Genomic DNA, 21,858 nt, shown 5'->3' on the forward strand with positions numbered 1-21,858 from the left:
TCACGCCTGACGCGTGGCGCACGTATGGTAGCCTTTTGTTTTTCTCGCTGGCAGCTATTCATGACGGAGATTCCATGCCGCGCCGTTTTTTTGATGATCAGGATTTCCTCTCCGGGCAAGCCGTAGAGCTGGGTGCCAGCGCCAGTCACCACATTGGCAAGGTGTTGCGCATGGCGGTGGGCGATGAGTTGGTGGTGTTCAACGGTCGTGGCGGTGAATGGTTGGCGAGTATCGCTGCCATCAGCAAGAAAGCCGTCACCATCGAACCGCAGGGGTTCACTGATGAAGACCGCACTGCCCCGCTGGCGGTGACGGTGGCGCTGCCGATGATCAAGGGCGAGCGCATGGATTATGCGATCCAGAAAGCCACCGAGCTGGGTGCCGGTGAGTTGGTCATTCTGGATACCGAACGCTGCGAAGTGCGCCTCAAAGGTGAGCGCCAGGACAAGAAGCTGGCCCATTGGCAGCAGGTGGCGATTAGTGCGTGCGAGCAGTGCGGGATGAACCGGGTGCCTGCCGTGCGTGGCGTGCTGAGTCTGCGTGACTGGCTGGCGTCGGACCTTCCCGCCCTGAAGTTGATTGCCCACCCGGGTGAAAAGCCGTTCTCTCCGGCTGCCTTGCAGACGCAACCCGAACTGGTATTGCTGACGGGGCCGGAAGGTGGGTTTTCCGATGACGAGTTGCGGCGCGCGGCGGATGCCGGCTTTACTCCTTTCGCCCTGGGCAACCGGGTGTTGCGGGCGGAAACCGCCCCGGTGGCGCTATTGGCGGCGCTGTGGGCGTGGCATGGCCACTAGGGCGAAGGCGCGTAGACGCCCTCGCCGTCGTCATTCTGGCAGAACAGCGAGTCTCGCCGCGCCGCTGATTGGCATTGCCGGGTTTGCATTGGTGTTGGGTCTCTATGCCCGTTATGACCGCCTGTTGCCTTGGCTGGCCGGTGCGTATGCCGTGCTTGCGGTGCTCACGCTGGGTTTATATGCGTGGGACAAACGCGCGGCCATGCAGGCCCGGTCACGGATTCCGGAACAAACCCTGCACCTGCTGGCACTGGCGGGTGGCTGGCCGGGAGCGATGCTGGCTCGCCCCCTGTTTCGCCACAAGACCCGCAAGCAACCTTTCACGGGCATTTTCTGGTGCACGGTGCTGCTGAATCTGGCGATGGTGGCGGCGTTGCTGTGGTAGTGACGGGCCCGCACAAACAATCACGAGAAGGGAGAACGTAATGCCGTTAACCAGCCCGATTATTACCCCGGTGGTGGTCCTGGTGGCTTGGTCCATGGTCATGTGGTTATGGATGTATGTCACCCGCCTGCCGGCCATGAAAGCGGCCAATATGCAGCCGGATCCGCAGGCGCCCCGCGGTGAGCAGATGAGCACCCTGCCCGCCCGCGTGCGCTGGAAAGCGGACAACTACAATCACCTGATGGAGCAGCCCACGGCGTTTTATGCGGTCGCGCTGTCGCTGGCACTGCTGGGGCAGGGAGACGGCATCAATCTGGCGTTGGCGTGGGCCTACGTGGGTATCCGGGTTGTGCATTCCTTGTTGCAGGCGCTGATCAACAAAATAGAACTGCGCTTTGTATTGTTCACCCTGTCGTCGCTGGCCCTGGTTGGCCTTGCCGCGAACGCCTTATGGGCGGTGCTTTGATTCCGGCGCAGCGCACCCTGGTGTTAACCGCCCTGGCCATGGTGGCCTTTGCGGCCAATTCGGTGCTGTGCCGTCTTGCCCTGCGCGAAGGCGCGATAGATGCCGCCAGCTTTACGGCGGTGCGGCTGGTGTCCGGCGCACTGACACTGGGATTGATTCTGTTGTTGCGGGATCGCAGTGTGAAAGCCATGGCTGCGCAGGGCAGTCAGGGGTCGGCGTTGGCGTTGTTTGTCTACGCTGCCGGGTTCTCGCTGGCCTACGTTGAGCTTGCCACGGGCACTGGCGCCTTGCTGCTGTTTGGCGCAGTGCAGGCCACCATGATCGGTATCGGTTTGTATCGTGGTGAGCGATTGGCGCCGCTGCAGTGGTTGGGGCTGATGTTGGCCTTGGCGGGTCTGGTCGCGCTGATGTTGCCCGGTGCCACGGCACCGCCCCTGGCCGCCGCCGCCTTGATGCTGGTGGCGGGGGCTGCCTGGGGGGTGTATTCCTTGCGCGGCAAGGGCGCGGCCGATGCGACGGCGGTAACCGCCGGGAATTTCTTGCGGGCGTTGATCTGGCTACTGCCACTGGCGCTATTTGCCTGGCCGGCACAATGGCCTCAGGGGGCTGGGCTGGTGTATGCGGTATTGTCCGGTGCCCTGGCGTCGGGAGCCGGTTATGCCATCTGGTACCTGGCGTTGCGGGGGCTGGTCAGCTCCACGGCGGCCACGGTGCAGCTGAGTGTGCCGGTGCTGGCGGCCCTGGCCGGGGTGCTATGGCTGGACGAGGCCTTCACCCTGCGGTTGCTGCTGGCATCGGCGGCGATTCTGGGCGGCATTGCGTTAGTGATTCGGCGCGGCGCGTCCCGCTGAGCGGCATGGTCGAGAGGGATTGATGGCATTCGATGGTGAGCTGGCCCGGCGCGTACGGGAGCAATGGCTGCAGGTGGCCGGCACGCTGCCAGATGAAAAACGCATGTTCGGCGGCTTGTGCTTCATGCTCGCGGGCAACATGTGTTGCGGTATTCTTGGCGAGCGGTTGTTGGCCCGGGTTGGGCCGCAGGCTTATGACGCCTTGTTGCTGGAGCCGGGGGCCAGCGAAATGGATTTCACCGGTCGGCCCATGAAGGGCATGATCATGGTGGATGATGCGGTGCTGTCGGACGATGAGGTGCTGCAACGCTGGCTTTCCGCGTGCTTTGAATTCGTGCGTCTTCTTCCCGCCAAATAATGGACAGGAGCGGTCATGCTGCAAATCGGAATTGTAATCTTCGATGAGGCCGAGGTGCTGGACTTTGCTGGCCCCTATGAGGTGTTTGCCACCGCGGCCCGGTTATGTGACGCCCCGCCCTGGCGTGTCTCGTTAATCAGCGAAAAAACGGCGGTAATGGCCCGGGGTGGTTTTCCTGTGCAAAGTCACTTCACCCTGGCGAACCACCCGCCTTTGGATGTGCTGCTGGTCAGCGGTGGGGTGCATACCGAAGCCATGAGCAGTGCTGCCCTGCTTGCCGCTATTCGCCGGGCCGGGGAACAGGCCCGCTGGGTGACATCGGTCTGTACGGGCGCGTTTCTGCTGGCCAAAGCCGGGCTGCTGACCGATGAAAAAGTGACAGCCCACTGGGAAGACATTACTGAGCTGCGCGCGTGCTTTCCGGGGCTGGACGTTCAGAGTGGGGTCCGCTGGGTTGAGGATGGCAATCGGCTAACCTCTGCCGGTATTTCAGCGGGTATCGATATGAGCCTGCATCTGGTGGAACGGTTGCACAGTCGCGAACTGGCCGTGCGCACCGCCCGGCAGATGGATTATGCCTGGCAGGTGTAGCCCTCTGGCCTCTGACATTCGCTGTATCACTGGCGCGAAATAAGCAGAGTTTCTTGCAAGAAAAAGTAATTCCGGATTACTTTTTCTTCTTCTTTTTGTCTTTTTTCGATTTGGCGTTTTTGCCTTTATTGCTGTCTTTTTTCTTTCCTTTCTTTTCAGTTTTTTTGTTCTTTTTCTTTTCGGTATTCTTGCTTCCCTTGTCGGATTTTTTCTTGGGCTTTTTTTCTTTGGTTTTTTGGGTGTTGGTTGCGCTGTCTTTTGTCGGTTTCAGTTTTGTAAAAACATCCAGGCCTACCAGCCGGAAGCGGCGCAGGCAGTAACGCACCTGGCCAATGCTGAGGCCGGAATCGGCGGCGGCTTGCTGCTGTGTTGCCCCGTTGTTGAGAGCCAGCAGCGCTTTGGCGCGCGGGCCGTTGGGTGCAGGGCTGTGTTCGTGAGATTGACAGGCTTTCTTCTGTGCCGCAGTAAGCAAGGTGGTCATCAAGTCATCCCCGTATGGTGAGTTCGGCGTTATGCCAAACTCAAACCATAAGGGAGAGTCAGGAGGGAATGCAAAAAGGAATTTTTGCTGTCAAAAAAGTGAAATAAAAAACAATCAGGATTGCTGCTTCTCCATCATGTTGGCTTGCAGGATTTCAATCCAGTAACCGTCCGGGTCCTTGATAAAGGCAAGGCCTTTCATTTTTCCGTCATCAGGACGTTTAATAAAGCTCACGCCGAGTTTTTCGAAGCGCTCCGCCGCTGCGTAAACGTCGGGAACGGTAATGCCGATATGGCCAAAGCCCTGGGGTTCGGCATTGCCATCGTGGTAGGAAAACTCCGGCTCATCTTCGGTACCCCAATTGTGGGTCAGCTCCAGCATGGCCTCGCGGCCGAAGGTAAAGGTCAGTCGTTTGGCGTCGTTGCCAGGTACGTCACCGGCTTCCTCTTCGCTCAGATAACCGAGGAAATAGAGGCTGAATTTCATCTCGGGGAAATCCAGCTTGCGCACCAGTCGCATGCCCAGCACCCGGGTGTAGAAGTCCAGGCTTGGTTTTGGATCCTTGATCCGCAACATGGTCTGGTTGAACAGGTACTCATGGGTGACCTCATCCGGGTGTTCGAACAGGCCTTCCGCTTTTTCAAAATGACGGGACATGGGGGCTCCAGATCAGTCAGTGCATAGGGTGCTACAGACTATCGGGACGGCGGGGAGGGAATGCAACCCGGTAGCGGGTGAAAGTGCGACCGCAATAGTTTGAAAGCATGGGGTAGGTGCAAGGTGTGCTGCAAGAATGTGTCCCGCACGACGTTTGGTGATGGACCTGAAAAAAGGGGCGCTGAGTGCGCCCCTTTCGGATAGCTTACGGGCTGACCTTCTTGATGACCGGAGGTTTCCAGGTGCCATCGAGAATGGCTTGTTTGCCCCAATAGGCTCGAATGTAGAGAGAGAAGGTGCCTTTCGGTGCTGGCAGCCAGTTACTTAGCTTGTCCTCTGATGGCTTGTTGTGCCCGGCGTACAAGGTAAGGGAGCCGTCATCGTTACGCTTCAGGTCCTTGTTCTTGGTGCCCAGAGAGTAACGCTGAAGATCATTGGGATAGAACAAATGTTTATCGTTGTACAGCGTCAGCGACCAGAAGCCCTTCACCGGCGGGGTTTCTCCCTTGGCAAAAGTAATGCTGTAGAGATTATCCCCGGTTAGCTGTTGGTCATTGCCGTCGTTGTCTGTATAGAAATATTGGGTTTCGTTGGGGCGGTTATCAAACATGTTGGAGCGGGCGGTGCCGGTGCGCATGGTGTAATCCACGCCCCACTCTGCATTGTTGACGGAACGGTTCCAGCCATTGCCGGCAGGCTTGCCGTTGTTTTCCCATTTGAAAAAGTCGGCAATCACCGTCTTTTCCGTTTCGATGGCAACGTCGAGAATGGCTTGTTTGATGTCAGGATCGCGCTCGGCGGCGGCAAGCAGTGCACGAACATTGGCGTAAATGGCTTCCTCGCCTGGCAAGGGTGGCACCTGATCCAGTACGGCGGGCAATTGCTCGAAGAATTTTTCCGGCACCACCCACTTGGTCTCTCCATCGCTTTGGGGGGCCGGGAAAGAGGGAAGTTGCGACCAGTCTACGGTTTTCATTTCCCCATCGAACTCTGACAGCGGGTAGGCATTGATTTGGCGAATCACCGGTTGAATGGCTTTCTTGTCTTCTTCTGTGGAATCCATGAACGCCCGGGGAATCATGTTGGCCAGCTCCGTCGAGGAATGGATCACATCATTGATCCCTTCGGGAACCTCTCCTTCCCAGTCCGGGCCTACCAACAGGTAAAAGCCGGGTTTGGTGCCGTAGGGTGTGCCAAGCTCGCCTACCTGATCGGTGCGCTGGTCATAAATTGCGTAGACCCAGAAACGGTCGCCAAAATCCGGCACCTGGATGACAACGGGTTGCTCGTTCAGTGAGAAGAAACCCAGCCCATAAACCACATCCTGATTGGGGCAGGTGACAAAGGTTTCTGCCGGATCGATGTAGTCACTGAGCATGGCAATGTGCCCCTGCGGGGCCACCGGTACGATGCCGTTGAGTAACCCGGGTTTGGGTGCCTGGGTAATGCCCGCGCGCCGATTCGCCTGGTTGACCATGGGCCAGGCCCAGACATAGGCCTGAGCGGCAACCACCCTGGCGTAAGACTCTGACATGGATGCCCCTTCTTCGGGCTGGTTCAGGTCTTCAAATGAGCGAGAAAGGGTTTCACTGTCAGGAGCTGTGGTGGCTGCTGCGGGGGTGTTTTCGGGAGGCGCTGTGTTGGTCGGTGCGGATTCTTCAGAGCTGTCGTTGTTGCAGCCGACAAGGGCAACAGCCCCAAGCAGACCAGCGGCTAGGAGTCCGGGTTTCATAATACTCTCCGTGTCAGAATTCCTGTCCTTATGAAATCTATAGCAGAGGCCGGTTAATTACCATGGGCCAGATAACAGGCTTTTCTATTTATACGGGTTAACCAAGGAAGGGGGAAGAGGGCGAGGTTTGCGGGGCGCTAGCAAGGGAAGAAGAGTGCGAAGAAGGGAATAATCCTGCGAGCGATCGCATGACGATCGCTCGCAGGGTCGGGAATCAAGCCGGGGTCTTTTCCACGGTCTTGAGGACTTTTTGCAGACTGGCGACGGTGCCACCAATATCGCTGAGGCCCTGGGGCAGCAGCATGGTGGTGGATTCCTTGGCCACTTTCTCGAAAGCGGTAACGTATTGCTCTGCGATGCGCAGGCTGACCGCTTCCTGGCCGCCGTCTTCTTTCACGGCCGCAGCAACCTGGCGCAGACCTTCACCGGTGGCGGTGGCGATCAGCTCGATTTGCTGGGCGCGCCCTTCCGCTTCGTTGATCTGCTTCATTTTTTCACCTTCAGAGATGTTGATCATCTCCTGCTTTTCACCTTCGGAGCGGTTGATCGCCGCCTGGCGGTCACCCTCGGAACGGTTAATGGCGGCCTGGCGCTCACCTTCGGATTCAGCAACCACCGCGCGACGTTCCCGCTCGGCGCGGACCTGTTTCTCCATGGCATCCTTGATAGATACGGGCAGGTTGATGTCGGCCACTTCGTAACGCAGGACTTTCACGCCCCAGGGCTGGGCCGCTTCATCCACTGCCTTGACCACTTCCATATTGATTTCGCCGCGTTCCTCGAAAGTCTTGTCCAGATCGATTTTACCGATCACGGAACGCAGGGTGGTCTGGGCCAGTTGCTGGGCAGCCATGACATAGTCATCCACACCGTAACTGGCGGACTTGGGATCAATTACCTGCAGGTACATGACGCCGTCGATGGAGACTTCGATGTTGTCCTTGGTGATACAGCTCTGGCGTGGCACGTCACGGACGATTTCCTTCTGGGAATGCTTGTAGGCAACCCGGTCGATAAAGGGCATCAGAAAGTGGAGGCCCGCCTCCAGGGATGTCTGGTACTTGCCCAGCCGTTCCACCACATACACCTGCCGCTGCGGCACGATGCGAATCACCATGAAGAGCAGAATGACAACGCCGAGGGCGATGAGAGCGGAAATAATTAAACCTGCCATGGATAGGGTTCCTTGTTATTGCTAGCGAGTTGAGATGAAAACGGGTTGGCGATAGGGGTCATTCAGCCGGTGGCGTCTGCGGCTCTGGCACCCAGGGCTCTACGGTGAGCCAGAGGCCGTCGTGGTGGGTGATGCGCACCATGTCGCCGGGCTGCAGGGGCTGGGCGCATTGTGCCTGCCAGCGAGCGCCGCGATAGTTGACGGTGCCGGTACCTTTGGCGAAGGCTTCAGACACGGTGGCGCGGCCACCGACCAGGCCGGCACTGTCTGCCTCACCTTCACCACGGGGTCGCTCATTGCCCATCAGCTTGTCGTTGAGCACGCGGCGGACAAACACCAGCAATAACAGGCTGGTGGCGGCAAAAATGGTGAGCTCCCAGGTCGTGTCATCCAGCAGCCCGAGAAACTTGAGGCTGCCTACCAGCAAAGCGGCGATCCCGAAGAAGATCACCACCAGCCCGGACACGGCAAATTCGGCAATCACAAAGGCGAGCCCGGCGATAATCCAGTAACTGTACTCCGGCAGATCCATTCCTGTGCCCCTGTAGCGTGTGCATTATTTTGATGGACTAAGATAGCACGTTGGTGACAGGTTCGTCGGTAGGAAATGGCTGAAAATGCGTAGTGCAAGCCTCAAGCTTCAAGCTGCAACGCGGGGAGGGGTGTTGGGTTGGGCGATAAGGTGGGCCGCGCTTCGGGGAGCGGTGACGAGTAACGAGTTTCGAAAGGCAAAACCGGGCCCACTGTTTTCGCTTTTCGAAACTCGTTACTCGAACCAAGGGTTCCAGCACCTGCGGTGAGGTCGCGGAGAAGGCCTGTGAGTTTATTCGGCCTTCCCCCGCGTTGTTGCGTGCCGCGCGATGCGTGAAGCGGCCTTTAGTGCTGATGCCCGCCAACCCCGTGGGCGTGCTTGTGGGCTTTTTCGTCGTCGGTGGCGTCACGGATATCGGTAATTTCCACCACAAAACGCAGGGCCTTGCCGGCGAGTGGATGGTTGGCGTCCACGTCTACGGTTTTCAGGCCCACTTTCAGGATGGTGAGCATGCGCGGGCCTTCATCGGTGGAAACGGTGACCACTTTGCCGGGTTCCAGTTTGCCTGCGTGTTTCAGGTATTTGCGGGAAATACGCTGGAACAGCTCGTTGTTGTATTCGCCGTAGGCGTCTTCCGGGGTGATGGTGACATCCACTTCGTCACCGGTGTTCTTGCCTTCCAGAGCCGCTTCCAGCCCCTTGATGATGTTGTTGTAGCCGTGCAGGTAGGCCATGGGCTCGCCGGTTTCCCGGGAGCTTTCAATTTCACTGCCGTCATCGGCGTTGAACAGGCTGTATTGCAAGGTGACCACCTTGCCGTTTTCGATAGTCATGCGCGCCACTCCAGGGGCTGAAAATAGGGGGAGCCGGATGCGAGCCCGGGATGGCAGCATTGTGCCGCCGCCCTGAGCCGCAGGCAATTAGGCTTGTTGCTTGCGCAACAGTTCGCCGGCCAGTGCCGGGCCGGTCCACAGGCTGGGCAACAGAACCAGTGAAACCGGCACCGCAGTGACCACAATGAACTTCTGCAAGGCATCAATGCCGCCATCACCGATGCTGATCAAAATGGCGGCGCTGGCGCCCATCATGATGCCCCAGAATACCCGTATGGCGGAGGGGGGCTCTTCTGTGCCGGTCATCACCACGGACACGCTATAGGTCATGGAGTCGCCGGTGGTGGCCACGAAGATGGTGGTCAGCACCAGAAACAGGCCGGACAACAAGGTGCCCCAGGGCAGGGCCTGGGTAGTGGCCAGCAAGGCGGCGGGCAGATTAAAGCCTTCGAACGGTTGGGAAATAATACCGGGCTGGGCAATTTCCAGGGAGATGCCGGTGCCGCCGACAATAGTGAACCAGAAGCAGGTGACGAGAGGGGCCACCAGGGCCACGACGCCGACCAGCTGTCGCAGGGTGCGACCGCGGGAAATGCGTGCCACAAACAGTGCCATCAAGGGGCCATAGCCGATAAACCAGCCCCAGAAGAACACCGTCCACCAGTCCAGCCAGCCAGGGTCACCACGGAAGGTGGCCATGGGGAAAAACTCACCCAGGTAGGTGCCAAGGCCCTGCACGAAACCGTCGATAATGAACGCGGTCGGGCCGGCGATCAGGATAAAGGCCATTAGTGCAATGGCGAGCAATACGTTAAAGCGGCTGAGTATCTGGATGCCCCGGTTTACGCCGGTAATGGCGCTGATGGTGTAGATGCAAACCAACCCGAGGATGACCGCTAGCTGGGTGCGGAAGGTGTCGGCGATACCGAATAGATCATTGAGCCCGAAGCTGACTTGCAGGCCAAGAAAGCCGATGGGCCCCACTGTGCCAGCGACGACCGCCAGTACACAGCAGGCATCGACGATTGCCCCGCCGGCGCCGTGGATAATGCGGTCACCGAATACCGGATACAGCAGGGTCCGGGGCTTTAGCGGCAAGCCCTTTTCATAGTGCAGTACCATCAGGGTGACACTGGTCAGGCAACCGAGAATGGCCCAGGCCAGAAAGCCCCAGTGCATGAAGCTTTGCGCCAGCGCATTGGTGCCCTGCTCCATGGGCGTGTTGCCTTCCCCAAACAACGGCGGCGCCGAGATGAAATGGGCAATGGGCTCCGCTGCCGCCCAGAACACGCCACCACCGGCGAGCAGGGTACATATAATGATCGACACCCACTTGAAGGTGGACAGCTCCGGTTTGTCCATCCCTCCCAGGCGAACGTTACCGGTGCGGCTGATGGCCAAGTACAGGGAGACGAAAAAGGTGGCCAGCATAAGCAGCTGCCAATAGGCACCAAACAACTTGGTGGACCAGGCAAAGCTGGTTTGTACCCAGGCGGCGGTTTGCTCAATATCCCAGAGGGACAGGCCCACAAACAGCAGGATCAGGCCGCCGCTGAGAATAAAGACCGGCACATCCACGGCCTGAAAGGTACGAGACAAGAAAGACATTGCGGTCTCCTGTGAGACGCGACCGGGGCGCAGGCGATGCTGCGGCGAACAAGGAGACCAGAACGGAAAACCCGGTAACTGCGGCCAGGACCTTGGGTCACAGATGAATGAGCGCGTTGCGTAAACGCATGAAACAATGGCGTTATTCTACACCACCCGAGCGCTGGCCGGCAGCGGGGTTCACTGCTTCGCGTCGGGATGCAGGCCCAGCGCTTTGCGATCTGTACCCTTGCGAATCTCACTCAGCAGGCGGTTGGACTGCCGGTACCAGTTACGGCGGCCGCGGGGGCTCCATTTGAAGCGCTTGTAGGTCCACTGGTACTGGCTCAGGTTGCGGTCAATGCAGCGTTGCAGGCCGCTGTTCATGGCGGTGAGGATTTCGGCGGTGTCGTTGGCCTGCTCGATGGCCGGGGCCTCTTCGAAGTGCAGGTGGATATCTTTCACTCCGCCTTCGCCGCGAATGCAGGAAACGATAAACACATGGGGGCGGTAACGCTGGACCAGTTTGTCGATCAGCGCCGGGGTGGGCACGTCATAGCCAAAGAAAGGCACAGAGGGATTACTGCGGTTGCCCGGATTATGGTCGGAGAGAATACCCAGAGTGCCACCGGCTTTCATGGCCGCCAGCGCCTGTTTGACGCCCTGGCTGTTGGTGGGGATAAGTACGGAGCCAGTGCGTTCGCGGGCCGCCTTGACCATGGCATCCATCAGCGTGGCCGGGTGAGGCTGGTACATGATCAGCGTCTTGTCCCGGCTGCCCTTGTCGCCCACATACAGGTTGCTGATTTCCCAGCTGCCCTGGTGCAGTGACAGCATCAATACCGGCCGTTCGCTGGCGCAGGCATCGAGAAAGGCCTGCTCGCCATGGATATGGGTGACCCGTGACAGGGTTTCCTCCACGGGCCGGTGCCAGACGTGGCTGAATTCGGTGAGCGTGCGGCCCAGTTCGCGGAAGCTCTGGCGGCCGATTTTTTTAGCTTGGGCATAGGTCATGTGCGGGTGCGTGGCCAGCAGGTTGATCAGCACCACCCGGTAGGCGCTGGCATAGCGCAGCGGTACCAGGGTCACCAGGGTAGCAACGGCGGCACCGAATCCGGTGACCAGTGGCAAGGGAAGCCAGGCAAGAAGGCGAACCACCATCCAGAGACGGCGGCCGGGGTATTGTTTATTCATGTGTCAGTTCAATGGTCAGGGTTTCGCCATGCTGCGGAACCCGAAAATGTGCGTGTTCAATGTGTTGTTCTGTCAGGGCCCGAGCCAGCGCTTTGGGCGGCGCATCCATGGGTTCGTCAGTGAGCACGAAGGTGCCCCAGTGCATGGCCAGGGACTGGCGCGCCTGAATATCCTGATGGATTTTAACCGCTTCTGCCGGGTTGATGTGCACCGGTGACATGAACCAGCGCGGCTCGTAGGCCCCAATGGGCAATAATGCCAGATCTACCGGCCCGAATACTTGTCCAATTTCGTTAAACAGCGGTGCATACCCGGTATCACCGGCAAAATAGAGGCTGAAGTCCGGAAAGTTCAGGCGCCAGCTGCACCACAGGGTCTGGTTGTGATCGTTGGCGCCGCGCCCGCTGAAATGTTGGGCGGGCAAACAGAAAGCCTCCACCTGGCCGTGGTAGTCGCTCTGCCACCAGCCCAGCTCGATGATTCGCTCTACACCCAGCTTGCGCAGCCAGGCGGCGATACCCTGGGGCACAAACCAGAGAATGTCGCGCCCGAAGCGGGCCTGTAATTGCTTTACCGAGGGCCTGTCCAGGTGGTCGTAGTGGTTATGGGATATCAGCACCGCATTGATGTCGGGCAGTTGCTCGATGGTCAGTGCTGGCGGCACCGCCCGTTTCGGGCCGGCGAAGGTGAACGGGGAGCAACGGTCGGAAAACACCGGATCAGTGAGCAGGTTCCAGCCACGGTGCTGGAACAGGTAGGTGGCATGACCGATCCAGGTAATCTGCGGGTGATTGCCTGGCTGGGTCAGCTGTTCCGGGTCCGGGGTGTGTAGCGGAAAGGACTGATGGTCGGGAAAACGTCCGCGCGATTGCCACTGCCAGCGCAGGAAGGAGCCGAGCCCGTGGTGCGCAGTGGCATACCGGTTACGGAAAGCGTGCTTGCGGCGCTGGCTGGCGGGTTCTTCGGCGGCCAGCGCGGCCAGTCGCTCACGGTCGATCATGCCGGTTTCTGTAGTCCCGCCACAGCACCTTCAATGGCGTCCAGATCCGGGATTACCGCCAGATCGCCACCGACCTGAATATACATGGCCTCCGCCGGGCCGGTGTCCACCGGCTCTTCCACCGGGTCGTCCTTGGCCACTTTCATCAGGCGGGGAATCCCCTGCACGATTACCGCATAAAAAGGCGCCTTGCTGGCTACCGTGTTGAGCACGGCAATCCGGGCATCCTGGCCGATGGTGACCTGGCCGGATTCGTTGAGTTTTTCGAATGACAGCAGCGGGATCTGCTGGTCACGCCAGCTCAGCCAGCCCAGCAGCCACTCCGGACCATGGCCCGGGCGATCTGGCTGGCGCAACGGAATCACCTCGGCCACCACAATATTGGGCACCATCCAGGGGCGTCCCTGCATGGGGATCAGCAGGCTGGAAATATCGGAGGGCAACTGCGCCATAGTGCTGTTCCTTTTCTTGTCATCGCGTATGTCGTCGCGGGCCGGCTGGTGGCCAAGCGCGTGTTGTACTGTTGGTGCTACCGTTCTGTGGTAAGGGTGCTGTTATTGCGGCAGCGGCGCCTGCGTCAGCTCCCTTCTTACCCGTTCCACCAGCTGCAGTGCAAGCTGTTCGGGGGAACCGCTGAAGCTGACGCAGCCGGTCTCGCGCACGGAATCCGGCTGGCTGCTGACCGCGCAGGTGTCTGCGCTTTGCGCCCACACCGGGCAACCAGTGGCTGCAAGGCGTGGCGCGGCGATGGCACCGTCGTTGCCCATGCCCGAGAACAGAATGGCGCCGCAGGCGTTGCCAAAGCCGTCCCCCACATGCTGGATAACCTGGTCGATGGAGGGCGCATAGGGGCCTTCCCAGGTCTCGCCAGTGGACTGGATACGGCCGTCATGGCGGAAGCGCACGGCATATTCCACCGGCACAATGGCCAGTTCGCCGTGTCGCAAGGCTTCACCATCGACACCGATTTTGCACTGGATCGGGTTATCCCGGCCCAGCACCCCGCACAGGGTATCCAGAAAACTGCCGTCAATGTGCTGGGCCAGCACAAACGCCACGGGTAAATTGGCGGGCAGGCAGTCGAGAAACAGTTTTACCGCGGCCGGCCCGCCCAGGCTGGCGCCCAATACCCATACCTGGCGGGGGCGATCGCCGGGGCGGATGGCCTGGAACTCCCGTGGCTGGGGAATGCGGATCCGGGGTGGTGGTGCGGGGATCACGTCCAGCCGCTCTTCCGCCGCCGGCTTGCCGATAAAACTCACCAGCTTGGTGACCAGGCGCCGCTCCCATTTGGGGTAGCGCACATCGGTGCGCGCCGGGGCCTGGCCGTCACAAAACAGAATCGGTACCTCGGCGCGCTCCAGCAGGTCGTCGAGGAAGTGCTGCCAGCGATCTTCGCTGGACAGATCCACCACCCACAGGTCCAGCGCGTCTGCGGCCAGCCAGCGGTCCTCCAGGGCTTCCGGTTCGGTGCTGACCAGTACCTGATAGCCCTGGCCCTTCACCGCACTGGACAGCAGGTGCCCCTGCAATGTGCTGTCGGCGATGACGCCGACGCGGCCGGGCGCGGTCATCCGTTATCCGTTTCCTGCAGTTCGCCCAGCAGTTCGCGAATGGTGGACAGCAATTCGTTCTCCTGGAACGGTTTGCCCATGTAACAGTTCACGCCAATATCGAAGGCCCGCTCGCGGTGTTTCTCACCGGTTCGGGAGGTGATCATGATGATCGGCACATCCTGCAGGCGACTGTCGTGGCGTACGTGGGTGGCCACTTCAAAACCGTCCATGCGGGGCATTTCGATATCCAGCAGCATCACATCCGGGCGAATATCTTCCAGCTTGGCGATGGCGTCGATGCCATCTTTGGCGGTGACCACTTCGTAGCCATTACGCTCCAGCAGGCGGGTGGTGACCTTGCGCACGGTAACTGAGTCATCGGTGACCATGACCAACGGCGTGTCACGCTGCGGCTGGAGCTCTTCTTCGGGTTCCTGGGGCAGTGTCGGTACGGTCTCGCCGGCTGCCAGGGCGGTGGTCTGCACGTGAGCGGCACGGATCAGGGAATGGATATCCAGAATGATCACCACCGAGCCATCCCCGAGGATGGTGGCGCCGCTGATGCCAGCCACGGTGGCCAGCTGCGGGCCCACCGCTTTCACCACCACTTCCCGGGAACCCACCAGGTCGTCCACGACGATGGCGACGGTGTGTTCGGTGCTGCGAATCAGCAGTACCGGCATGGGGGTGGTCTGGTTCTCCAGGTGCGGCACTCGGTTGCCGTGGACAAAGTGGCCCAGGTACTGCAGTTCGTAATCCTGGCCCACGTAGGTGTAAACCGGGTTCTCTTCTTCGAAATAGTGCTGCAGTTCGAACGGGCTGATCCGCACGATACCTTCGATCTGGTTCAACGGAATCGCGTAGGAGTCTTCCGCCGCTTTCACCATTAGGGCGCGGTTCATGGCCAGGGTAAATGGCAGGCGGATGATGAAGCGGGTGCCCTGCCCTTTACGGGAGTCGATGGTGACCGAGCCGCCCATCTGCTTGATTTCACTGGCGACCACGTCCATGCCCACGCCGCGCCCGGAAATCTGGGTCACGGCGGCGGCCGTGGAGAAGCCGGCGTGGAAGATGAACTGCTGAATTTCCTGCTCGGAAAGTTGCGCGTCGGCGGCGATCAGGCCTCGCTCGATGGCTTTTTGGCGCACCGCATCGGTATCGATGCCCTTGCCGTCGTCGGACAGGGTGATTACCACCTCGCCCCCTTCACGACCCAGCTCCAGGTTGATGCGCCCGGTGCCGTCCTTGCCGGCAGACTGGCGGCCTTCACTGGTTTCGATACCGTGGTCCACGGCATTACGCAGCATATGTTCCAGCGGGGCGACCACACGTTCCATCAGGGAACGGTCCAGTTCGCCTTCCGGGTTGAGTACATCGAAGTCCACGCGCTTGTCCACTTCGCCGGAAATCTGCCGGACGATACGGCGCAGACGCGGCACCAGGCGGCTGAAGGGCACCATGCGGGTGCGCATCAGTTTTTCCTGCAGCTCGGTGTTGATCCGTGCCTGCTGCAGCAGCAGGGTTTCGGTGTCTTTGTTGCGGTCCAGCAGGGTGTTCTTCAAATCCAGCAAGTCAGAGGCGGACTCGGACAGCTGCTTGGTGATCTGGTGCAGCTCGGAGTACTGGTCCATTTCCAGCGGATCGAAGTCCTCGTCGTATTCGCCGAGATCCACGCCCTTCTGGTAGTTGGACATGATCTGCGCTTCGGTTTCCGAATCCAGCCGGCGTAGCTGTTCGTAAAGGCGCTGTACCGTGTTGCCCATTTCTTCCACGTTGAAGGCGAACTCGGTGATGCCCTGCTCGACCCGGCCACGGTTGATGGAGGTCTCCCCCGCCAGGTTGACCAGGGCCTCCAGCACATCTGCGCCAACCCGTACCATTTCCTGCGGTTGCGCCTGATTCTGGCGCTGGCGCCGGTCGTCTTTCTGCGGCTGCTGTGGCGCGGGCTGTTTGTCGGTGGCTGCCGGCAAGGTGTTGGCCGGTGCCGCGGCATCCGGGGTCTCGGCGACCGGTGCGTTGGTTTGTGCGGCCGCCGCGACGGACTCCATGCCCCGATTGATCTGGTCGTGCCAATCCAGCATGGGCTGGAAATCGCTCTGGGCGGGCGTCTGGCGACGGCTTTCCAGTTCCAGCAAATAGGTTTCGAAATCGTGGCTGATGTCGCCCAGCTGTTTGAGGCCGGCCAGTCGTGCGCCCCCTTTCAGGGTGTGCAGCGCCCGTTTCAGATCGTCGATAAAGTCGGTGCTTTCCGGGTGATCTTTCCAGGAGGTCAGGCAGGCATCGATGATGTCTGACAGTTCTTCGGATTCTTCCAGGAAAATTTCCAGGATTTCCGGGTCGCTGTCCGCCTGCCAGGCGTCATCGGCGGCGGTGCTGGCCGGCGCGGGTGCCTCGCTGGCTGCTGTTGCTGGCGGCGGGCTGGCCGCCATGGCGGGCAGGGTAAAGCCCGCCGGATCGGCTGCGTAGCCATGGATGGAGGTGATCAGCACCTCGCCACTGGGCAACGGCCGGTTGGCTTTCAGGGCTTCCACCATTTCCGCCAGCTGGTCGTGGCAGCGGTGGAGCAGGTCAAACAAGGTGGGTTCGATGGCCAGCTGGCTTTGCGCCAGGCCCTCATAAAGGGTTTCCAGCTCGTGGCCCAGGTCGCCAAGCTCCGGCACTTCCGCCATGCGTGCGCCACCCTTGAGGGTGTGCAGATCCCGTTGCAGGGATTGCAGCTCAATCAGGTTGTCTTGCTGGCTGATCCACAGTTCCAGGCTGTTGCCGGCGGATTCGAGAATTTCGTCCGCTTCTTCCAGGAAGATTTCTACCAGTTCCGGGTCGCGCTCCGGTTGAGGGGGCGCCTCGGTGGGCTCGGGCGCGTCCTCAACCGCAACGGGCGCGGGGGCGTCAGTAGCGTTGGCGGCGGGCATCACCGGGCTATCGGCAGATTCACTCTCCCCGGTATTCGAGAACGGCGAAGCGTTGTCGTCGTCCGGGGCCGAGGGGGTAACTGCCCCCGGGGCTTCGCCACGGATGAAGGCCTGAATGGCCGCCACCAGGGCCGGCGCATCCGCCGGGGCGATATTGGCCTGCAGGTTTTCGATCATCACCGCCAGGCTGTCATGGCACTGATGCAGCAGCTGGAACAGGGCAGCATCAGACTCCAGCTGGCCGGCGTTGTAGCCTTCGTACAGGTTTTCCAGTTCGTGGGCCAGGTCGCCGACCGGGGCAACACCGGCCATGCGGGCACCGCCCTTGAGCGTGTGCAGGTCTCGCTGCAGGCTGCTCACGTTACTGCTGTCGCCGGCTTCCCACTGGTCGAGAATGTGGCTGGCAGATTCGAGAATTTCCTCGGCTTCTTCCAGGAACAGTTCCACCAGCTCCGGGTCCAGGTGCGCTTCGTAGCGGCTGCTGTCCGGGGTCTCTGCGGAGAGCTCGCTAACCGGGGCCGTGTTGTTTTGCAGGGTGTCGCCGCTGTCGTCGTTATGGTCATCGACAGGCAGGCCGCCGTCCGGGCCGCCATCGGGCCCGTCGCCTTCGGCCAGCTCGCGCAGGGCATCCACCAGTCCCAGTTCCGGGCGGACGGTCTGGCCGGCGGCCAGGCAGTCCATCATGTTCATCAGCGCGTCCTGGCCTTCGCCCGCCAGGGCGAACAAGCGCTCGCTGTAGGCCAGGCGACCGCCTTCCACCGCGCTGTAGCAGCCCGCCAGAGCCGCGGCCAGATCGTGAATCTCGTTGAGGCCTGCGGTGGTGGCGCTGTTGGACAGCAGTTCCAGTTCGTCGCGCAGCCGCACCAGTTCATCGGTGTGCTCGGGGTGCTGTGCCCACTGGCTGAGCAGCTGCTCAGCATCCACGATCAGGTCCATGCCTTCGGACAGGAACACGGACAGGATGTGCGGATCCGGGCCGGGGCTGTCGCTGCCCTGCAGTTGATCGCGTTGCTGATTCAGCGACTGGATCAGGGCGTCGGCGCCGGGCAGATGGGCCGGCGGGGTCGGGTCCAGTTGATCCAGGCTGGTGAGAATCAGATCGTGGCTCTGGGCCAGCAGGTCAACCTGTTGCTGGTTGGCGCGGCGGTTGCTGCTGATCAGGTCCCGGGCCAGCTTTTCAGCCGGCTCGGCCACTTCGGCCACGGCTTCGATTTCTGCCATGCGCGCGCTGCCCTTGAGGGTGTGCAGGGCGCGATGCACGCTATCATCCACCGGGTGCTCGGACAGGTCGGTGTCATTGCCGGCCAGCCATTGGGCAATCAATGCCAGGTTGCGGCGGGCTTCGCTGGAAAAGATTTCCAGCAGGACGGTGTCCGGGCCTTCGTCGCTATTATCGCCATCCGCGGGCGCATCATCCCCGGGAGCGCCGTCGCTCATGTCCGGAATGTCGGACAGGCTCTCGGCAGCCGCAGCACTGCTGTGGGCGGGGGCCTGGGCGTCGTAGTCCGGTTCCTGCTCTGGCAGGTCCAGAGTGAGGCTTTCGTCGATCTCGGTAAGGTCGTTGTCCACCGGCAGCACGTGGATGTCATCACTGCTGTCGTCAGTGTCCCAGGGGGTGAGGGTATCTTCACTGGCGGCGGCATCAAAGGCGGCCAGATCCTCGGCGGACAGGGTATGCTCGCTGGATGTGGCGTCGGCGTTTTCAGCGGACGGCAGCTCGGTGAGTTCCAGGGTGCTGTCGGGCTCGCTGTGCGCATCGGCTTCCAGGACGAGGGTGTCCGGGGCGTCCGGGCTGACATCAGCTGTAGTGTCTGTGGCGGTGTTGTCGATGGCGTCGGTGGTGCTGTCGTCGGCAACGATCACGGGCACCTGATCGATCTGGCCACCGGCGGCCAGGGTGTCGGCGGCATCGGCCAGCGGCTGCACGTCAAACGGGTCCGGCTGGCGCAGGGTAAAGGCATTGACCAGGGCGGGCACGCGATTGCGAACTTCCTGGACCAGGGCGATCAACACGGCAGTGGGCACAATGGTGCGGTCGATAACCCGGTTCAGCATGTTTTCTACGGACCAGCCCAGTTCCCCCACGGTGCTGGCACCGACCATGCGGCCGGACCCTTTCAGGGTGTGGAAGGCGCGGCGGAATTCCACCAGGGACTCTTCGTCACTGGTGTTGGCGGCCCAGCGCGGGAAGTATTCGTCCAGGGCGTCCAGTACTTCGCCCACTTCTTCCTGGAAGATCTCGATGATTTCGTCATCGATCAGGTCGTCGTCATCGTCGTTATGGGTGTCGGCGTCGGATGCTTCCGGTGCGTGCGTTTCGGGCTCTGCCGGGGCGGTGATTTCCAGGGTGGGATCGAGCAGTTCGTCATCGTCGCTGCTGTCGAAATCCGGGCCCTCGTCGTCGCTCTCCAGCGGCTGTAGTTCCAGCGTGGGGTCCTGGCCCTGCGCGGTGGTGTCGGTTTCGTCGTCGAGCTGCTCGTTGGCAGAGAACCCGGACCAGGCATCCACGTCGTGCTCCGCCACGGCACTGTCGGCAGAGTCGTGGCTCTCTGCCGGGCTGTCCAGTCCCGTTTGTTCCAGCTCAATGCGTTCTACATCGATATCGTTGTCGGCAAAGTCCTGCTCTTCTTCCAGCGGATAGCCGAGCGCTTCCACACTGGCGCGGGCCAGCTGCAGGATATCGTCGGTGGTGGCCGGGTCGTCGCTGAGGCGCTCCAGGTAGTATTCCACCGAGGTGATGGCGTCAGCGAGGGTGTCCATGCTGCGCCAGTCCGGCTTGGGCTGGTCCGCTTGCAGCAGCTTTTCTTCGATGAACTGCACACATTGGCGCAAAATCAGGGCCGGTTTGCCCAGCTGGATCACGTCCAGGCCACCGCGCACGGCGTTCAGGCGTTCGGGCACCACTTGTAGCGGATCGGTATTCCACTGTGACGCAATGAATTCCACGATGCCGTCTTTGGCTTCTTCCAGCCCGGCCCGGCATTCGCGCAGCACGGCGTCCATGGCCTGCCCCACATGGCTGGGCATGTCGTCGCCCTGGCCGTTGTAGCTGGCACTGCGGCGGTCGCCACTGATGCCGGCCAGGGTGGCTTCCACGTAGAGCAGGGCCCCGGCGATGTCCATCAGGCTTTCGCGCTCGGCGGGCGCCTTGCCGGCGACGATATCCTCCATGGCATGCAGTTGCTCTTCCACCAGCGTGCGAGGCTGGCCCAGGCCGAGTACGGCCACGGTGTCGGCCACCTGCTTCAGGGTGAGCGTGAGTGGCTGCAGCTTGCTGGTATCGGTGTCGCCGCTGTGCACGAAGCTTTCCAGCGCGTCTTTTACTGTGGTGAGCTCCTCGGAAAGCGCCTGCACCACGGAGTTCATGGCCTGGGCGTCCGGGCCGGTCATCCGTTGGCGTTCTTCATTGACCAGATCATCGGACGGCAGCGCTTCATCCAGCCGGAAACGGGCTTTTACATCGCGGATGCGCGGGCTGTCCACGTCGGCCTTGGCCACGTAGTAAAGCAGGTTCTTGATCAGTTCGGTGGGGGCTGGCCGGTTCAGGCTGGCAGCCCCTTCCACCGCCAGCTCGCGCAGGTTGCGGTCCACGTGCCCGAGCATCAGCTTGACGGAGGTGCCGAGAATAATGGCGTCTTCTGAGAGGCCTTCCACCAGCGCATTGCTGATCGACCACAGCGGTGCACGGGGTGCGTCGCCGGTGACCTGTTCCAGTTTGGTGAAGACCTTGGCCATGTAGCCCAGGTTTTCGCCCATGTTGTCGTTGCGCAGTACGCCGAGCAGGGCAATCTGGAACATCTGGCGGATTTTTTTCGCCAGCAGGATAAAGCGTGGATCGTTGAGCAGGTCGTCAGGAATCTGGCCCTGGCCGGTTGCTTCGCTGAGATCCGGTTTGAACAGGGAGGTTTCCGACAACAGGGATTCGCCGCGGGCGGCGCGCAGGTCATTGAGCAGTGGCAGCAGCACCACCGGCAGATCACGGCGGTTGCTGGCGACCCGGTCCAGGTACGGCGGCAGCTGCAGGATCGCCCGCATCAGGGTTTCCTGGCTGTCAGTCACATTGCCTACATTGCCGTCGAGCAGTGCCTGCGCCAGTTTTTCCATTTCTTCGGCGAGCAGTGCCGCACCGTAGAACTCCACCATCTGCAAGGTGCCGTACACCTGATGCAGGTGGGTCTGGCAGAAACGCATGCGAGTGGCGTCGTCCGGGTTGTCCACGAACGATTCCAGTGCCTGTTGCGCCTGGTTCAGGGTTTCCTGGATTTCCCCGCGAACCCAGTCCAGAGCCAGATAGTCGTGACGGTCACTCATGACGTCTCCTGTCATACATAAACCCGCCTTCTTTGGTGGGCAGGTTTTAATAGGGCCTGTTAACACTACCGAAATGGCACCTGCTGAATGCATTTTTTCGTCCAGTAGTGTCAGCCGATGTGCTGTGTAGTTAGTCTACATAAACAGCAGATGGCGCTGCTGGGCGGAAAAAGGGATCAGCCCTTCGGGTTGAGCCCCAAACCCCGCCACTCGTTGTTATTCGTCACTCATTTAGAGAAACCAAACATCGCTCCTCATGCCTAGATTGGCGGATTTTGGGGCTCAACAGGTACCATTTCGGTAGCGTTAACAGGCCCCAATGCGCAACACGTAACATGCAGCAGGCCCCGAGCCGGTGGTTGCTGATGGGTGCTACCCCAAGCCTTTTCTTTTTCGCGAGCCGCATGTTGCGTGCCGCGTGTTGCGTTATGTCTTTCTGCG

18 protein-coding genes are annotated in these 21,858 nt (G+C 60.7%); 6 read left to right on the top strand and 12 right to left on the bottom strand.

Going from position 1 to position 21,858, the window contains the following annotated elements; translation table 11 throughout:
- Nucleotides 1–74: 74 nt before the first annotated feature.
- From F1529_RS01140 to F1529_RS01165, 6 genes are read left to right on the top strand one after another with little or no spacing between them, the layout of a single operon-like run.
- A complete protein-coding gene (locus tag F1529_RS01140) occupies nt 75–797 on the top strand; it encodes a 16S rRNA (uracil(1498)-N(3))-methyltransferase (protein ID WP_155131339.1) in 723 nt (240 codons plus the stop codon).
- On the top strand, nt 787–1,182 hold the full coding sequence (locus F1529_RS01145) for a DUF1294 domain-containing protein (protein WP_155131342.1): 396 nt from the start codon (nt 787–789) through the stop codon (nt 1,180–1,182). The genes F1529_RS01140 and F1529_RS01145 overlap by 11 nt, the downstream gene beginning before the upstream one ends.
- Nucleotides 1,183–1,222: 40 nt before the next feature.
- On the top strand, nt 1,223–1,648 hold the full coding sequence (locus F1529_RS01150) for an MAPEG family protein (RefSeq protein WP_155131345.1): 426 nt from the start codon (nt 1,223–1,225) through the stop codon (nt 1,646–1,648).
- On the top strand, nt 1,633–2,499 hold the full coding sequence (locus F1529_RS01155; protein ID WP_155131348.1) for a DMT family transporter: 867 nt from the start codon (nt 1,633–1,635) through the stop codon (nt 2,497–2,499). Before F1529_RS01150 ends, F1529_RS01155 begins: the two co-directional genes overlap by 16 nt.
- Nucleotides 2,500–2,521: 22 nt before the next feature.
- Nucleotides 2,522–2,857: a TfoX/Sxy family protein gene (locus F1529_RS01160; protein WP_155131351.1), complete on the top strand. Its 336-nt coding sequence runs from the start codon at nt 2,522–2,524 to the stop codon at nt 2,855–2,857.
- A 15-nt stretch (nt 2,858–2,872) separates the two neighbouring features.
- Nucleotides 2,873–3,448 (top strand): DJ-1/PfpI family protein, encoded by a 576-nt coding sequence (locus F1529_RS01165; RefSeq protein WP_155131354.1) that lies wholly within the window; start codon nt 2,873–2,875, stop codon nt 3,446–3,448.
- Nucleotides 3,449–3,524: 76 nt separating this feature from the next.
- Here F1529_RS01165 and F1529_RS01170 read toward each other — a convergent pair whose 3' ends face one another.
- The 12 genes from F1529_RS01170 to F1529_RS01225 all read right to left on the bottom strand — a co-directional run bounded on the left by F1529_RS01170 (nt 3,525) and on the right by F1529_RS01225 (nt 21,417).
- Nucleotides 3,525–3,929 carry a helix-turn-helix domain-containing protein gene (locus F1529_RS01170; RefSeq protein WP_155131357.1) on the bottom strand — a complete coding sequence of 135 codons (405 nt, stop codon included), beginning with the start codon at nt 3,927–3,929 and terminating at the stop codon, nt 3,525–3,527.
- A gap of 114 nt (nt 3,930–4,043) precedes the next feature.
- A complete protein-coding gene (gloA, locus tag F1529_RS01175) occupies nt 4,044–4,586 on the bottom strand; it encodes a lactoylglutathione lyase (protein ID WP_007149371.1) in 543 nt (180 codons plus the stop codon).
- 205 nt (nt 4,587–4,791) lie between these two features.
- Nucleotides 4,792–6,318, bottom strand: coding sequence for a DUF1254 domain-containing protein (locus F1529_RS01180; protein ID WP_007148809.1), 1,527 nt, complete (start codon nt 6,316–6,318; stop codon nt 4,792–4,794).
- A 214-nt stretch (nt 6,319–6,532) separates the two neighbouring features.
- Nucleotides 6,533–7,492 carry an SPFH domain-containing protein gene (locus tag F1529_RS01185; protein WP_007148844.1) on the bottom strand — a complete coding sequence of 320 codons (960 nt, stop codon included), beginning with the start codon at nt 7,490–7,492 and terminating at the stop codon, nt 6,533–6,535.
- A 58-nt stretch (nt 7,493–7,550) separates the two neighbouring features.
- Nucleotides 7,551–8,024 carry an NfeD family protein gene (locus tag F1529_RS01190; RefSeq protein ID WP_155131360.1) on the bottom strand — a complete coding sequence of 158 codons (474 nt, stop codon included), beginning with the start codon at nt 8,022–8,024 and terminating at the stop codon, nt 7,551–7,553.
- Between the two features lie 344 nt (nt 8,025–8,368).
- Nucleotides 8,369–8,857, bottom strand: a complete 489-nt coding sequence (locus tag F1529_RS01195) for a peptidylprolyl isomerase (protein ID WP_155131363.1) — start codon at nt 8,855–8,857, stop codon at nt 8,369–8,371.
- An 87-nt stretch (nt 8,858–8,944) separates the two neighbouring features.
- A complete protein-coding gene (locus F1529_RS01200) occupies nt 8,945–10,465 on the bottom strand; it encodes a BCCT family transporter (protein WP_155131366.1) in 1,521 nt (506 codons plus the stop codon).
- 180 nt (nt 10,466–10,645) lie between these two features.
- A complete protein-coding gene (locus F1529_RS01205) occupies nt 10,646–11,638 on the bottom strand; it encodes a lysophospholipid acyltransferase family protein (protein WP_196220349.1) in 993 nt (330 codons plus the stop codon).
- Nucleotides 11,631–12,638, bottom strand: a complete 1,008-nt coding sequence (locus F1529_RS01210; protein WP_155131369.1) for an MBL fold metallo-hydrolase — start codon at nt 12,636–12,638, stop codon at nt 11,631–11,633. Before F1529_RS01210 ends, F1529_RS01205 begins: the two co-directional genes overlap by 8 nt.
- Nucleotides 12,635–13,090 carry a chemotaxis protein CheW gene (locus F1529_RS01215; protein ID WP_007150659.1) on the bottom strand — a complete coding sequence of 152 codons (456 nt, stop codon included), beginning with the start codon at nt 13,088–13,090 and terminating at the stop codon, nt 12,635–12,637. The genes F1529_RS01210 and F1529_RS01215 overlap by 4 nt, the downstream gene beginning before the upstream one ends.
- A gap of 102 nt (nt 13,091–13,192) precedes the next feature.
- Nucleotides 13,193–14,212, bottom strand: a complete 1,020-nt coding sequence (locus F1529_RS01220) for a chemotaxis protein CheB (protein WP_007149138.1) — start codon at nt 14,210–14,212, stop codon at nt 13,193–13,195.
- Complete coding sequence (locus F1529_RS01225; protein ID WP_155131372.1) at nt 14,209–21,417, bottom strand: Hpt domain-containing protein; 7,209 nt, start codon at nt 21,415–21,417, stop codon at nt 14,209–14,211. The genes F1529_RS01220 and F1529_RS01225 overlap by 4 nt, the downstream gene beginning before the upstream one ends.
- Nucleotides 21,418–21,858 lie beyond the last annotated feature (441 nt).

Origin of the sequence: Alcanivorax sp. VBW004, from assembly GCF_009718865.1 — a bacterium.
GTDB lineage: Bacteria > Pseudomonadota > Gammaproteobacteria > Pseudomonadales > Alcanivoracaceae > Alcanivorax.

Excerpts from the sequence above, each read along its gene's own strand:
- F1529_RS01140 (WP_155131339.1), top strand. The coding sequence starts at position 75 with ATGCCGCGCCGTTTTTTTGATGATCAGGATTTCCTCTCCGGGCAAGCC.
- F1529_RS01145 (WP_155131342.1), top strand. The coding sequence starts at position 787 with ATGGCCACTAGGGCGAAGGCGCGTAGACGCCCTCGCCGTCGTCATTCT.
- F1529_RS01150 (WP_155131345.1), top strand. The coding sequence starts at position 1,223 with ATGCCGTTAACCAGCCCGATTATTACCCCGGTGGTGGTCCTGGTGGCT.
- F1529_RS01155 (WP_155131348.1), top strand. The coding sequence starts at position 1,633 with ATGGGCGGTGCTTTGATTCCGGCGCAGCGCACCCTGGTGTTAACCGCC.
- F1529_RS01160 (WP_155131351.1), top strand. The coding sequence starts at position 2,522 with ATGGCATTCGATGGTGAGCTGGCCCGGCGCGTACGGGAGCAATGGCTG.
- F1529_RS01165 (WP_155131354.1), top strand. The coding sequence starts at position 2,873 with ATGCTGCAAATCGGAATTGTAATCTTCGATGAGGCCGAGGTGCTGGAC.
- F1529_RS01170 (WP_155131357.1), bottom strand. The coding sequence starts at position 3,929 with ATGACCACCTTGCTTACTGCGGCACAGAAGAAAGCCTGTCAATCTCAC.
- gloA (WP_007149371.1), bottom strand. The coding sequence starts at position 4,586 with ATGTCCCGTCATTTTGAAAAAGCGGAAGGCCTGTTCGAACACCCGGAT.
- F1529_RS01180 (WP_007148809.1), bottom strand. The coding sequence starts at position 6,318 with ATGAAACCCGGACTCCTAGCCGCTGGTCTGCTTGGGGCTGTTGCCCTT.
- F1529_RS01185 (WP_007148844.1), bottom strand. The coding sequence starts at position 7,492 with ATGGCAGGTTTAATTATTTCCGCTCTCATCGCCCTCGGCGTTGTCATT.
- F1529_RS01190 (WP_155131360.1), bottom strand. The coding sequence starts at position 8,024 with ATGGATCTGCCGGAGTACAGTTACTGGATTATCGCCGGGCTCGCCTTT.
- F1529_RS01195 (WP_155131363.1), bottom strand. The coding sequence starts at position 8,857 with ATGACTATCGAAAACGGCAAGGTGGTCACCTTGCAATACAGCCTGTTC.
- F1529_RS01200 (WP_155131366.1), bottom strand. The coding sequence starts at position 10,465 with ATGTCTTTCTTGTCTCGTACCTTTCAGGCCGTGGATGTGCCGGTCTTT.
- F1529_RS01205 (WP_196220349.1), bottom strand. The coding sequence starts at position 11,638 with ATGAATAAACAATACCCCGGCCGCCGTCTCTGGATGGTGGTTCGCCTT.
- F1529_RS01210 (WP_155131369.1), bottom strand. The coding sequence starts at position 12,638 with ATGATCGACCGTGAGCGACTGGCCGCGCTGGCCGCCGAAGAACCCGCC.
- F1529_RS01215 (WP_007150659.1), bottom strand. The coding sequence starts at position 13,090 with ATGGCGCAGTTGCCCTCCGATATTTCCAGCCTGCTGATCCCCATGCAG.
- F1529_RS01220 (WP_007149138.1), bottom strand. The coding sequence starts at position 14,212 with ATGACCGCGCCCGGCCGCGTCGGCGTCATCGCCGACAGCACATTGCAG.
- F1529_RS01225 (WP_155131372.1), bottom strand. The coding sequence starts at position 21,417 with ATGAGTGACCGTCACGACTATCTGGCTCTGGACTGGGTTCGCGGGGAA.